We start from the raw sequence: 13,027 nt of genomic DNA on the forward strand, positions 1-13,027 counted from the left end.
GCGGAGGGGCTATGGACTATGAACGTCTGATTGATGAAGAAACCTGGGCGTTCATAAGACGAACGGCTGAAAGCTATCCTGATGACGCGGTCGAATTGTCGATCGAAGATCAGCGCGGCGTCTATGACGTAATGTGCAAGGATTTTCGCCAGCCTCGCCCAATGGGTGTTGAAACAGAAGACAGGCGCGCCGATGGCGTGCCTGTTCGCATTTACACCGCAGGCAATCCAAGCCGGACGGTGATCTATTTCCACGGCGGCGGGTTTGTCGTCGGCGGGCTGGACAGTCACGACGATGTCTGTGCCGAACTTTGTGCACAAACTGGGTATCGGGTGATTGCCGTGGATTACCGCCTGAGCCCCGAACATATTCATCCTGCCCAGTTTCACGATAGCTGGGCGGCAACCAACTGGGCGGTGCAAGAGTTCCAGGACCCTTTCGTTCTGGTGGGCGACAGCGCGGGTGGAAATCTGGCCGCCGCAGTTTCACAGCACGGACGGACGCAGTTCGACAATCTTCTTGGTCAGGTCCTCATCTATCCAGGCTTGGGCGGAGATTCATCCCGTGGTTCCTATAAGGAACATGCCCATGCGCCTTTGCTGGCGCTGGAGGATGTGAGTTTTTACGAGAAGGTGCGCTGTGGCGGAGATGTGCCGGAAAACGACCCGACATTCGCTCCATTGCATGACACGGATTTCTCGGGGCTGCCCCCGACCGTGGTGGTAACTGCAGATTGTGATCCCTTACGTGATGATGGTGCGATCTATTGCGAGCAGATCAGGGCTGCAGGTGGGCAGGCTCATTGCATCAATGAACCCGGCCTTGTGCACGGCTATCTGCGGGCGCGCACCATGGTCAAACGTGCGGCGGACAGCTTCGAGAGGATCTCGGTGGCGATAGAGGCGTTGGGCCAGCAGATCTGGCCCTACGACTGATCCCCTACTTCAAGAAGGGCTGACCCTTCATGGTCTCGGCAATCGGGGCACCCAAACGGTCCAGAATCGTGGGCGCCAGCTGTAGCTGGTCGATCACAGCGTCCGCATCGGGGCCTTCGGCGTCACCGAAGTAATACAGCGCGGTTTCCTGCTGCAATGCGCCACGCCCACCGTGATGGCCACGATCGTCCTGGCCGTGATCTGCGGTGACGATGACGTCGTAACCCAATTGCCGCCAGCGCGGGATAAACGGGGCCAGCATTTCGTCCATCACGAAACAGGCATGGTCCATCTCTTCACATTCATGAAAGAACCTATGACCCATGCTGTCCAAAGTGCTGGTATGCAGCAATCCATAGTCCAAGCCATGGCGTAGGCAGAGATTGGTCAGCGTTGCGAACAGATCGACGTCACAGGGCGTCATCTGGTTGGCTTTGCCATAGCCTGTCATAGTGTGGAACCGTCCATGATTGATCGTTTTGCTGTTGGGCTCGTCATATTCAACATCGCGGACATAGTCGAATGGATGGCGATTAAAGAATTGCGACCAGAAGCTGTGGGCCACAGCCCCAGTCACGCCGCCGGCTTCGCGCACTTGGCTGAAGATGTCCTTCTGACTCAGGCGGAACACGTTGCCATTGCCGGTACAGCCATGCTCCTGCGGTGTTACACCGGTATGGATCGAGGCATAGCAGCTTGCCGAGATTGACGGCAGCACAGCGCGCTTCTTCCAAACGCGCGCCTCGCCGGTGTCGACCCAGCCTTCCAGATTGCCGAACAAGCGACGGAAATTGCGCCATGGAACACCGTCCAGAATGATGAGGAGAAGTTTGCGGTCCATGCTCTGACCCTTTTTCAGATTGCTTCAGCCGACCCTAAAAGATTCGGTGCGGTCTGGCTGCCTGATCCCGCCCCGAACGGCAAAATCCCGACACCTTGATCGAATGGCGCCGGGATTTCATAAACTTACGGGAAGGGCCGGGATCAGTTCCCGGCGCTTTCCATTTTGCGGTGGGCGACGACCTCTTCCAGCCAGCCCAGATGCATTTCGGGGACAGAGCTGAGCAGTAGGTCGGTATAGTCATCAAACGGTGGGCTCAGCACCTGCGATTTGGGGCCGTAGCGGACGACTCGGCCCTGATACATCACCGCAATACTGTCGCTGATCGCGCGCACTGTTGCCAGATCGTGGGTGATGAACAGATAGGCCACATCCTCGATCTTCTGCAGGTCCAGCAGCAGTTTGAGGATACCATCCGCCACCAGCGGATCCAGCGCCGAGGTGACCTCATCACAGATGATCATCTTGGGCTTGGCCGCCAATGAACGCGCAATGCAAACACGCTGTTTCTGGCCGCCAGACAGTTCCGCCGGATAGCGATCCATGTACTTCTCGCCCAGCTCGATCTCATCCAGCAGTTCCACGATCCGCTTGCGCTTTTCGGCGCCGCGCATGTTGAAGTAGAACTCCAGCGGGCGCCCGATGATCGTTCCAACGGTTTGACGCGGGTTCATTGCCACGTCTGCCATCTGATAGATCATCTGCAATTCGCGCAGGTCTTCACGGCTGCGGCCCTTCAGGTCGCCACTGAGCTTGCGTCCGGCGAAATTGATCTCGCCATCGCGCGGCGGAAGCAGACCGGTGATCACCCGTGCCAGCGTGGACTTGCCAGAACCGGATTCGCCCACAACCGCTAATGTTTGGCCTGGATGGAGCTCGACATTGACGTTGTGCAGGACGTCGAAATTTAGCCCCTTATAGCGCGCAGTGATCCCGTCAACTGTCAGCACTGGTTCGGATGTTGGCTTCTTTTCTTCATGTTCGATGGAGCGGACCGAGACCAGCGCCTTGGTATACTCTTCCTGCGGGTTGTTGATGATCTGATCGGTGTTGCCGTACTCAACCGTGTTACCCATGCGCAGAACCATGATGTCGTCGCTGACTTGTGCAACGACGGCCAGATCGTGGGTGATATAGAGCGCGGCAACGCCGGTATCACGAATGGCTTCCTTAATGGCCATCAGAACATCGATCTGGGTGGTTACATCCAGCGCAGTTGTCGGTTCGTCGAACACCACCAGATCAGGCTCAGGACAAAGCGCCAGTGCTGTCATACACCGCTGTAGCTGACCGCCCGAAACTTGGTGCGGATAGCGATCACCAATATTGTCCGGATCGGGAAGCCCCAGTTTGGCGAACAGTTCCCGCGCGCGGGCTTCGGCCTCTTTACGCGAGAACTTCTTGTGCTCCACCGCGGCTTCGATCACCTGATCCATGATCTTCTTGGCTGGGTTGAACGATGCTGCAGCGGATTGCGAAACATATGCTACTTCGCCTCCGCGCAGATTACGGATATCGCTATGCGGGGTTTTCAGGATATCGCGCCCGTTAACCCAAACCTCTCCGCCGGTGAGTTCAACACCACCACGGCCATAGGCCATTGAGGCCAGACCAATGGTGGATTTACCGGCCCCGGATTCACCGATCAGCCCCAACACCTTGCCGCGTTCAAGGTCAAAGCTGACCCCGTGCACGATTTCGATATCATGGGGTTTTTCACCCGGTGGATAGACGGTCGCGCCGATTTTGAGGTCGCGGACCTTGAGAAGGGTATCACTCATCCCCGGCCTCCTTTCAGCGATGTGGTACGGTTCAGGACCCAGTCAGCAACAAGGTTGACCGAGATGGCGAGGGTCGCGATGGCAACAGCCGGATATAGCGCCGCGCCGATGCCATAGACGATACCGTCTTTGTTTTCCTTCACGATTCCACCCCAATCCGCCAGCGGCGGTTGGACGCCCAGACCCAGGAACGAGAGGGTCGAGATAAACAGAACCATAAAGATGAACCGCAATCCGAACTCGGCCACCAGAGGCGACAGAGCATTGGGCAGGATTTCCCGGAAGATGATCCAGATACGACCCTCACCGCGCAGCTTGGCAGCCTCAACATAGTCCATCACATTGATATCCACAGCGACAGATCGCGACAGGCGATAGGGGCGTGTGGCATCCAGCAGGCCCATCACCAGGATCAGGATCGGGACAGTCACCGGGACAATCGCCAGAATGACCAGCGCCAGGATCAGTGTCGGGATCGACATGACCAGGTCAACCGCTCGGCTGAGGACCTGATCGGCCCAGCCACCAAGAACAGCGGCCAGCAAGCCCAGCGTGGTGCCGGTGGCAAAGCTGAGGATTGTGGCAGCAGCAGCGATAAAGATGGTCGTGCGCCCGCCATAGATCATGCGAGTTAGCAGATCGCGCCCGATATTGTCCGTACCCAACAGGTGTTTGGCACTGGACGGTTCCCAGACATCACCGACCACCTCAGCCATGCCGTAAGGAGCGATCAGGGGTGCCGCGAGCGCCACGAAAAAGTACAGCCCGGTGAAAAACAGACCGATCATGGCCGAAATAGGAAGATTCTTCATCATTTCGGGTGCCTCAGTCTTGGATTGGCAAGGATGGACACGATATCGGCAACCATGTTTAGCCCGATATAGACCGCAGCGAAGACAACGCCGCAGGCCAGAACCACAGGCACGTCACGCTTGGTCACCGAGTCCACAAGATATTGCCCCATGCCAGGGTAAACGAACACCACTTCGACCACGACGACGCCCACGACCAGATAGGCCAGGTTCAGCATAACAACGTTGACAATGGGCGAAATCGCGTTGGGGAAGGCATGTCGCGCGATGACCTGAAAACTGGACAAACCTTTCAGCTCAGCCGTTTCGATATAGGCCGACTGCATCAGGTTTAGGATTGCGGCGCGGGTCATCCGCATCATCTGTGCCAATACCACCAGCGTCAGCACAAAGGCCGGCAAGGCGATTGCATAGAGCTTTTCGCCGAAGGACATCGAATCGTTGATCATCGCAAGCGAGGAAAACCAGCCCAGTTTTACGGAAACGAAATAGATAATCACGTAGCCGATCAGGAATTCGGGGATCGAAACCGTGGTCAAGGTCACAGCCGAGATCAATTTGTCCGGCATACGGTTGCGATAGCGGACGGCCAACAAGCCAAGGAAGATAGCGAGTGGTACGGAGACGACGGCGGCGGCACAAGCCAGGAACAGCGTGTTGCCCAGGCGCTTGCCGATGCTTTCAGCGATATCCAGTTTGTTGGTCATCGATTGGCCCAGATCGCCTTGAACGATCCCGCCCAGCCATTCGGCGTATCGGGTCAGGGCAGGGCGGTTCAGCCCCATTTCCTCACGTAAGTTAGCAAGAGCCTCAGGAGTTGCGGACTGTCCCAGGACGGCTTGCGCGGCGTCTCCGGGCAGGGCTTCGGTCAGGCCAAAAATCAGGGCCGAAGCGCCAAACAGCAATAGGAGTCCCAGCGCAAGGCGCTGGGAAACCAATTTGATGATAGGATGCATGATCCGTGGTCCTTATCAGGAGAACCACATCTTGCGGGACATGTTGCCGTTCATCATCTCTTGGGTCGGGTCGCTTTCCCAACCTTCCAGCTGATTGCTGACACCTTCGACGAAATCATTGAACATCGGGCAGATTACGCCGCCTTCGTCGCGGACCATCATGCCCATCTGTTTGTAGATGTCCTTGCGCTTGTCATTGTCCAGCTCGGCGCGGGCTGCAAACAGCATCTCGTCAAAGGCCGGAACCTTGAACCGCGTGTCGTTCCAGTCTGCGGTCGACAGATACGCGGTCGAATACATCTGGTCCTGCACCGGACGGCCACCCCAGTACGAGGCGCAGAACGGCTGTACGTTCCAAACCTCGGACCAGTAACCATCGTTGGGTTCACGCTTGATTTCCAGCGGGATACCAGCCTGAGCCGCGGTCTGCTGGAACAGGGCGGCCGCGTCCACTGCACCAGGGAAGGCGCCATCAGCGACCTGCAGAATGATTGGCGAGCCGTCATGACCCGACTTCTTGTAATGCTCAGCTGCTTTTTCGATGCTGAATTCACGCTGCGGGATCGAACCGTCAAACAGCGGGTAGGCCGCGTTGATCGGCATGTCATTCCCAATCGAGCCATAGCCACGCAGAACCTTGTCGACCAGATCCTGACGGTTAATCGCGTGTTTCAGGGCCAAACGCAGTTCATTGTTATCAAACGGTGCCGTGTCGCAATGCATGATAAACACATAGTGGCCACGGCCTGCGGTTGAATGCACAGTCAGGTTCGGTGCGCGACCCAGCAGATCAGCAATCTTGGGCTCAACCCGGTTGATCGCGTGGACCTGACCGGATTGCAGCGCGGCGGTCCGGGCGGTTGCGTCATTGATAACAACCACTTCGACGCTGTCGAAATTGCCGTAATCGCTCCAGTGGTTGGCGAATTTCTTGAACACGTGGCGCACGCCGGGTTCGTTGACTTCCACTTGGTAAGGGCCGGTGCCAACCCCTGCGCCCGGATCTTCCATGCCGCCATCCGGCTGGATGATCAGATGATAGTCCGCCATCAGATAGGGCAGGTCGGCATTTGGTTCATTCAGCGTAACCTGGAAATTGTCGCCATCAGCCTTCATCGATTCGATGCCGCGCATGATGCCCAGAGCACCGGACTGGGAATCCTCGTTCGAGTGACGCTCCATGGTTTTCAGCACGTCTTCGCTGGTCATGGTCTTGCCGTTGTGGAATTCCACGCCCTGACGCAGTTTGAAGGTCCAGACCCTGGCATCCGCGCTGCCTTCGACGCTTTCTGCAAGGCGCGGTTCGATCGATCCATCGGGCGCAACCTCGACCAGTTGGTCGCCGAACTGCTTGCCGTTCTGGAACGGAACCGAGCTGGCATAGGTGGCCGGGTCAAGCGAGTTGGTGGATTCCCCGCCCTGCAGGCCAAATTTCAGATCACCGCCCTTTTTCGGGCCAGCCGCGCGTGCAGCATCGGCAAACATTGTGCTGGCCATCGCAGCAGACACACCAAGTGCTGCAGCTTTCCCCATAAATTCGCGGCGGGTCAGCTTGCCAGCTGTAACCTGCTTGGCCATGTGAGTGATTTGTTCGTTCATTCAGATATCTCCCAGTGATTTATCTCGTCAGCCCCTGACGGGTTTTTTTATTGACGCGCCAGTCAAGTTAGGCGCAATTCGGTTGGTCGAGCAAGAAAAAAGTCCGGCTCAGACCTGCTTGAATTTCACATATGATTACGCGGTACGGTATCCTCCTTAGTCTTTGAAAATACCAAACTGCCGTTTTCAAATGCCTTGAGTTCAGCACAGAGGTAGAAGTTTCCGGCGTCTGACCACATTTCGCAAGATGTTTCTGTACGCAGCTCTGTGCCGTCACGGATTATCTCTTGTGTCCAATGGCAATATCCGCGCGCAGATAAGGGGTCATCAGGGCGAATCGACCAACGTTCAAAGGCTGTTCCGCCATGTGTCAGGCCGTGGTGGTTGTCCGTAACAAGGCCAAAGTCATCTTCGATAATCAGATGAGTTTCCCCCGAGTTCATGTCAGTTTCGACCTGTCGAGAGTTCCGGCTGTCTCGGACAGTCGTGATGTCGTGTGCGGCCTCGGCATCCGGGGGGGGGAATACATATGCCTCGCTAGCCGCGTGACGGATGGGCAGCTTGATTTGGCCCTCGGTCAGATGCAGTTCTGCAGACTCGGGCGAAGGCCAGATCAGCGGCCAATAGGCGCTGGATACCGCAATCCGCAAGCGGTGTCCCCTTGGCACCCGATAAGCGATATGGTCCAGATCCAGCGTGACCTCGTATACCTTGCCTAGGACCAATTCGGTCGGTTGCGAATGGGTATCGCGATGGCACAGGTTAAGGACACCGTATGTTATGCGTGTTGTTGCCCCATCGGGATGGACGTGATTCAAGCGCACTGCCATCTGGGCATGGGGACGGTCGGCACTGATGTGCAGGCATATTTGCGGCGCGCCCACGATGTTCAGATCATTGGCCAGTGGGGCGCTGTCGAAACAGGCCGAAAATGCATCATCCACACGCTGATCGCCCGGCATATCCGGCCCCAACCAGATGGCGCAGTATTCTCCGCCTTCCATCCCGCAGGTCTGGGGGGATCGGATGCACGTGTCCAGCGGTCCGGGTTGGTCCAGCCCAACATTAGAAATATTCAGAGTTTGAATAGGAAGATGCGAGGTCGCGCCTTTATCCTCGGTTATCCAGCAACCGGGCCGTTCCTTGTACCAGCGCTGGGGGCGTACCCCATCCATAAGATAGGCGCGATAGTCGGGTTCCTGGTCGACGCCAGTATCCTGGCCTTTCAACCAATGGTCCCACCAACGCAGGGCCTCTTGCAGAAATCCGATTCGGGGCTCGGGAACAGCAAAATGCGGATACTTGTGAACCCATGGTCCGACGATCCCCTTGACCGGAGAATCAAGCTGTTCAACCAATAAAGGCACCGTATTCTTATAGGCATCGCCCCAGCCGCCAACAGCCAAAGTCGCCGCCCGGATAGCGCTGAAATCCTCGCAGACTGACCCGTGACGCCAATAGGCATCCCGAGTCTGATGGCGCAACCAGACAGAGGGCAGAAAGGGCTCGTTCTCAAGGCGGTCCAGCCACAGCTCGCGCCAGTTCGGACGCAGGGCCGGATCGGGAGCGCGCGATGAATAAGACCACATGGTCGCGCCCCAGCCGAGATTTTCGTTCAGCAGGCAGCCACCCTTGTAGTGGATGTCGTCCGCATACCGGTCGGCGGTCGAGCATAGCGTGATAATCGCCTTCAGCGCCTCTGGCTGTAGTGCCGCCACCTGCAAAGCATTGAAACCGCCCCAACTGATCCCCATCATTCCTACAGAACCAGAGCACCACGGTTGCTGCGCCAGCCACTCGATAGTTGCTACTGCATCGTCCAGTTCCTGCTGGGTATACTCATCCTCCATCAGCCCTTCGCTGTCACCATTGCCGCGCATGTCCACGCGGATGCAGGCGTAGCCGCGCTTGGCAAACCATGGATGGGTCAGGGCGTCTCGTGTCGCAGTGCCGTCGCGTTTGCGATAGGGCAGGAACTCTAGAATGGCAGGTACAGGGTGGCTTTCTGCATGCGACGGCTTCCATATCCGGGCTGAAAGCCGGCACCCATCCGGCATGTGAATGCCGACATCTGGCAGGTCTTCGATGTCGAGTAGCGAATTGTCGGCTGGATTCATTCAGTCAGTCTCGGGGCCAAAAGGGTTTTGGTGCAGGTGAAAATCGTCAAATCAGCTTCGGATTGCGACAATAAGGTCCATTACGTTGGTTCCGGTCGGCCCGGTGACGAAAAGAGCATTTGCGCGTTCCAGATAGCTGCCGCTGTCAGCATCCCGCAGCGCCTTTTCCGCACCATCGCCCCAAATGGTCCCGTCAACAATCGCCCCCGCGGCCTGGGTCGGCCCGTCGGTGCCGTCGGTGCCCCCGACAAGCAGCGTCAGCCCAGCAATACCCGCGATTTCTCTGGCCAACGCTAAAGCGAGGGCCTGATTGCGCCCACCCTTGCCTGGATTTCTGGGCAGCACGACAGTTGGCTCTCCACCGAAAACCATGACGCCTTCGGGCATATTGCGCAGCCGTGGCCCCAAACGGGCTGCTATGCTTTTCAGGTCATCGTGCAGGCATTCCTCATTCGCTAAAACGGGTGCGCCCTCGGCCATGGCCAGTCGGGCGGCGGCAGCACGGGCATGCTTGTTCGATGCAACGATGCGCGCAACTCCCTGAAAATCGCGCGGCTCAGGAAGTGCGCCAATGCCCGATCCGATAACGTTCAGGTCATCGCCGGGCACATCGGAAATCGCCAGAACAGTCGCCTTCGCTCCTTTGAACTGGGCCAACAGGCCAGACCCTTTGATTTGGGACAGTTTGCGCCGTTCGGCGTTCATTTCAGAGATATTCAACCCTTCCGACAGCAGTTTTCGGTTCAACTGCTCCAGATTCGCCAGCGTATTGCCGGGTACAAGGTCCTCAGCCAAAGACGAGGCCCCGCCCGAAGCCAGCAGCAGCAAATGCGAAGATGATCCCATCGACTGGACCATCTCACGCAGTGCGCGGCCCGCTTGCAGACTGCGGATATCAGGAACGGGATGAGAGGCCTCGATCACCCTGACATGGTCAGGCAGGGCGTCCCCGTGGCCATCCTTGGTGACAACTAGCGCGGGGAGGGGGCCGAAATGGTCCAGCGCTGCGCGGGTCATCGCCGCCGCAGCTTTGCCGACAGCCAGAATTTGGTTGGGTTGCTCTACATCGTTCAAGGCGGATAACGTCGCCGCATATCCACCAACCGCGTCAACCCCGGCCTGCCATATTCGGGTTGCCTTTTGCCTTTGCTCCATCAGCTTTCGACCCAGATCGTGACCGGGCCGTCATTGACCAGTTCGACGGCCATATCCGCCCCGAATTGACCGGTTTCGACAGGGACGCCAAGACCACTTAGCCGATGCGCGAAAACCTCATACAAGCGTTTTCCAACCTCTGGCGGTGCCGCTTCAGAAAACCCCGGGCGGTTCCCGCGCGAGGTATCAGCGGCAAGTGTGAACTGGCTGATTACTAGGGCCGAGCCGCCCGTATCCAGAACCGACCTGTTCATCTTGCCGGCCTCATCCTTGAATATCCGCAGCTTTGAGACCTTGGCAGCAAGCTGTTCGGCCTTTTGGTCGTCATCCCCCTGCATCGCGCAAACCAGTATCAGCAGGCCCGGACCGGTTTGTCCGATCACCGTACCCTCGACCGAGACTTTTGCCAGCGAGACCCTCTGCAACAGCGCACGCATTTGGTTCCTCCATTTGATGGTCAGTCGACCCACTCGACAAACGCGTCGGGCGCGGCGCGACTGGTTCTAAACCTGTTGGCCGGGTGGTCTTTGTCTGCATAGCCGAAAGAGATCGCACATAGGATCAGACGGTCATCCGGGATGTTGAAATATCGGTGCAGAAAAGGGCCATAGCTGGCCACTGCGGCCTGCGGAATTGTCGCTATGCCCAGAGCCTGCGCCGCTAGGGTGAAGGCCGTAACAAAGCCACCACAATCCATCGCGCCATAAGCGCCGAGTTCCGTTGGGCTGGATATGATTGCACAATGGGGCGCTCCGAAAAGGGCGAAATTCTCCATCATCTGCCGGGTGGACCCGGCGCGATCTCCGCGTTCAACGCCAACGGCTTCGTAAAGGGCCCAGCCGCATTCACGGCGGCGTTCCTGGTAGATGCCCGAATAGGAGGCAGGAAAGGGCAGGTCCGGGGATGGCGTGTCCGCGGTTACCTCATCCTGCAGAGCCTTCCGAAACTTATCGGTCTCTGGCCCGCTGGTGATGGTCACGTTCCAGGGCTGCGCATTGCACCAGCTTGGAACGCGGGCTGCGCTGGTCAGGATCTGATTAATCTGATCCTTTGGCACCGGGTCAGACAGGAAGGCGCGGCAGGAATGCCGTTGATCCAGTAGACTGTTCAGAGCGGATAGTGTCACACAGGCCTCCCCATCGGCGTTGACAGGGCGCAGGATGAGGTCAGACTGGCGGATGTTCAAGTGCTGATGCGGTTAGCCGGTCACGTCATTGCTGACCGGTTGCCACCATGTAACCAACACCGGCAGCTACCAAAAGGCCAAGGCACACGGCGACAGAGATCTTGAGCGCTGACCAGGGACGTTCCCCCTGAACGCGCCCGGTGCGGCCGTTTACTACAAACCTGTACGTCTGCCCCCGATATTTGTAGGCGGCCATCCAGATCGGCAGGAGGACATGCTTGAAGGTCACATCCCGCACATCGGTCTCAACCGCATGAACGCGCTGCCGATCGCCACCAATATCAAAGCGTACATCCCGTTCTATCACGCGGGACATATGTGTGCGGGCTTCGGTGTAGCCGTCATTCAATTCGACTGTATAGGCCTCGGCCCGAAAACCGGCGAGGTACTCAGGCTGATACGGTTCCAACGCGGGTAAATCCCAGGGTTCCAGCGCGTCGGTGTACTTCTTGGGCAAAGACTGGGATGCCAAAACCAGAACGTCATCAAAGAACCGTGCGACCCGGCCCGATTTCGGGGACCATCTCACCTTGGCGACCCTTTGCTGTACACGCTTGCCATCGCGCATGACGCTGCGTGTTTCATAGTAAACTATGCCGCGCTCGCCCCGATATGTGGATTTCGTATCCGCATCGAAGGTCCAGTATGGAACATAGATACCCTGCATCTTGCGCCCTTTGCGGGCATAATCCTTCAACCCGTTTGGGGCGAACCATAACCGTCCCAGCCAGTCTCCCATCGCCTTATGCGCAGTGCGTTCATCCAGCGCAAAGGGCAGCACGCCGCGGGGTTTGATGTGACGGCTGATGCCGGTATCCGTCACTACTGGGGTTGCGCAAAAGGGGCATTCGGCTGCGTGCGTGGCCGGGTCAAATTCAACTTGAGCCGCACAGTTGGGGCAGGTCAGAACACGCGTTTCCTCGATCTCATCGTCAGGCAGCTGATCCGAAAGCGCACTGTTGAAATCCAGCTCTTTCAGGCTGGAACCGCCCCACGGTCCGGCGCCAATTGCCTCTGAGTGACCGCAATGGTCACAGGTGAGCGTACCATCACCGGGATTGAACCGATAATCCGCCCCGCATTGATCGCAGGGAAAGCGGTGTTCGTCTACAATGTTAGGGTCGGTAGGGGCCATTGAAGTCTCGAATTTGCGTTATCGGCCAGAGGACAGGCGCATCCGGTTCAGCACCCCGTCCCGTTTGATGAAATGATGCCAGATGGCAAAGGCAGCGTGACCTAATGCGACGAACAACAGGGCATTGCCCACGGTTTCGTGGACCTCACCAGCAACATGGATACCCCCGAACCAGGCCAACATGCCGAAGATTGGCACCGCGACCATCAGCGCATAAAGCAAGAGATGTCCCAACTTTGCTGCGGTCGCCATCAGGGCCGAGCTCTCCTCAACCGGGGCAGGCGCGCCCTGTCGCCACCGTAGAAGGATGCGGACCAGGATCAGCGCAAAGACGATGCAGCCAAGCCAGACATGAGGGGTGGCCCCTTCTGTCCAGACCGTGTTGCCCTCGAGCCGGGCGTGCAGGGCCCGTCCCATGCCATCGCTGCTGATCCATTCGCCGATGATGATCACAGCGATCAGCCAGTGCAATACGATTTGGGGCTTTGAGTAGCGGTCCAAAGTAGACAT

The 13,027-nt window shown here is 57.7% G+C and carries 12 protein-coding genes; 1 reads left to right on the forward strand and 11 read right to left on the reverse strand.

Features of this window, described 5'->3' with window-relative positions; all coding sequences use genetic code 11:
• Window positions 1-11: 11 nt before the first annotated feature.
• Entirely contained in the window at window positions 12-935 is a 924-nt protein-coding gene (locus AC2FH8_RS09810) for an alpha/beta hydrolase (RefSeq protein WP_496689645.1), read from the forward strand.
• Between the two features lie 4 nt (window positions 936-939).
• Here the strand turns inward: AC2FH8_RS09810 and AC2FH8_RS09815 are convergent, their stop codons facing one another.
• From AC2FH8_RS09815 to AC2FH8_RS09865, 11 genes are all read right to left on the reverse strand, one after another.
• Window positions 940-1,776, reverse strand: coding sequence for an alkaline phosphatase family protein (locus AC2FH8_RS09815; protein WP_496689647.1), 837 nt, complete (start codon window positions 1,774-1,776; stop codon window positions 940-942).
• A 143-nt stretch (window positions 1,777-1,919) separates the two neighbouring features.
• Complete coding sequence (locus AC2FH8_RS09820; protein ID WP_142636696.1) at window positions 1,920-3,557, reverse strand: ABC transporter ATP-binding protein; 1,638 nt, start codon at window positions 3,555-3,557, stop codon at window positions 1,920-1,922.
• Window positions 3,554-4,369: an ABC transporter permease gene (locus tag AC2FH8_RS09825; protein WP_142636698.1), complete on the reverse strand. Its 816-nt coding sequence runs from the start codon at window positions 4,367-4,369 to the stop codon at window positions 3,554-3,556. The genes AC2FH8_RS09820 and AC2FH8_RS09825 overlap by 4 nt, the downstream gene beginning before the upstream one ends.
• On the reverse strand, window positions 4,369-5,325 hold the full coding sequence (locus AC2FH8_RS09830; RefSeq protein WP_142636701.1) for an ABC transporter permease: 957 nt from the start codon (window positions 5,323-5,325) through the stop codon (window positions 4,369-4,371). The genes AC2FH8_RS09825 and AC2FH8_RS09830 overlap by 1 nt, the downstream gene beginning before the upstream one ends.
• A 15-nt stretch (window positions 5,326-5,340) precedes the next feature.
• Window positions 5,341-6,924: an ABC transporter substrate-binding protein gene (locus AC2FH8_RS09835; protein WP_142636703.1), complete on the reverse strand. Its 1,584-nt coding sequence runs from the start codon at window positions 6,922-6,924 to the stop codon at window positions 5,341-5,343.
• A gap of 125 nt (window positions 6,925-7,049) precedes the next feature.
• Entirely contained in the window at window positions 7,050-9,041 is a 1,992-nt protein-coding gene (locus AC2FH8_RS09840) for a CocE/NonD family hydrolase (protein ID WP_496689650.1), read from the reverse strand.
• Window positions 9,042-9,092: 51 nt separating this feature from the next.
• The gene (locus tag AC2FH8_RS09845; protein ID WP_496689652.1) at window positions 9,093-10,196 is read right to left on the reverse strand and encodes a DUF4147 domain-containing protein; all 1,104 of its coding nucleotides are present in this window, start codon (window positions 10,194-10,196) and stop codon (window positions 9,093-9,095) included.
• On the reverse strand, window positions 10,196-10,633 hold the full coding sequence (gene dtd / locus AC2FH8_RS09850; protein WP_271949362.1) for a D-aminoacyl-tRNA deacylase: 438 nt from the start codon (window positions 10,631-10,633) through the stop codon (window positions 10,196-10,198). The genes AC2FH8_RS09845 and dtd overlap by 1 nt, the downstream gene beginning before the upstream one ends.
• Before the next feature lie 20 nt (window positions 10,634-10,653).
• On the reverse strand, window positions 10,654-11,322 hold the full coding sequence (locus AC2FH8_RS09855) for a nitroreductase (RefSeq protein WP_271949366.1): 669 nt from the start codon (window positions 11,320-11,322) through the stop codon (window positions 10,654-10,656).
• An 85-nt stretch (window positions 11,323-11,407) separates the two neighbouring features.
• Window positions 11,408-12,517, reverse strand: a complete 1,110-nt coding sequence (locus tag AC2FH8_RS09860; protein ID WP_281972708.1) for a TFIIB-type zinc finger domain-containing protein — start codon at window positions 12,515-12,517, stop codon at window positions 11,408-11,410.
• Window positions 12,518-12,535: 18 nt separating this feature from the next.
• A complete protein-coding gene (locus tag AC2FH8_RS09865; RefSeq protein WP_281994944.1) occupies window positions 12,536-13,027 on the reverse strand; it encodes a cytochrome b in 492 nt (163 codons plus the stop codon).

The sequence above is a fragment of the Ruegeria sp. CDSC025 genome, assembly GCF_059610805.1.

Coding starts and splice junctions, on each gene's coding strand:
- AC2FH8_RS09815 (WP_496689647.1), bottom strand. CDS start 1,776: ATGGACCGCAAACTTCTCCTCATCATTCTGGACGGTGTTCCATGGCGC.
- dtd (WP_271949362.1), bottom strand. CDS start 10,633: ATGCGTGCGCTGTTGCAGAGGGTCTCGCTGGCAAAAGTCTCGGTCGAG.
- AC2FH8_RS09820 (WP_142636696.1), bottom strand. CDS start 3,557: ATGAGTGATACCCTTCTCAAGGTCCGCGACCTCAAAATCGGCGCGACC.
- AC2FH8_RS09835 (WP_142636703.1), bottom strand. CDS start 6,924: ATGAACGAACAAATCACTCACATGGCCAAGCAGGTTACAGCTGGCAAG.
- AC2FH8_RS09830 (WP_142636701.1), bottom strand. CDS start 5,325: ATGCATCCTATCATCAAATTGGTTTCCCAGCGCCTTGCGCTGGGACTC.
- AC2FH8_RS09810 (WP_496689645.1), top strand. CDS start 12: ATGGACTATGAACGTCTGATTGATGAAGAAACCTGGGCGTTCATAAGA.
- AC2FH8_RS09860 (WP_281972708.1), bottom strand. CDS start 12,517: ATGGCCCCTACCGACCCTAACATTGTAGACGAACACCGCTTTCCCTGC.
- AC2FH8_RS09845 (WP_496689652.1), bottom strand. CDS start 10,196: ATGGAGCAAAGGCAAAAGGCAACCCGAATATGGCAGGCCGGGGTTGAC.
- AC2FH8_RS09825 (WP_142636698.1), bottom strand. CDS start 4,369: ATGAAGAATCTTCCTATTTCGGCCATGATCGGTCTGTTTTTCACCGGG.
- AC2FH8_RS09840 (WP_496689650.1), bottom strand. CDS start 9,041: ATGAATCCAGCCGACAATTCGCTACTCGACATCGAAGACCTGCCAGAT.
- AC2FH8_RS09865 (WP_281994944.1), bottom strand. CDS start 13,027: ATGTCTACTTTGGACCGCTACTCAAAGCCCCAAATCGTATTGCACTGG.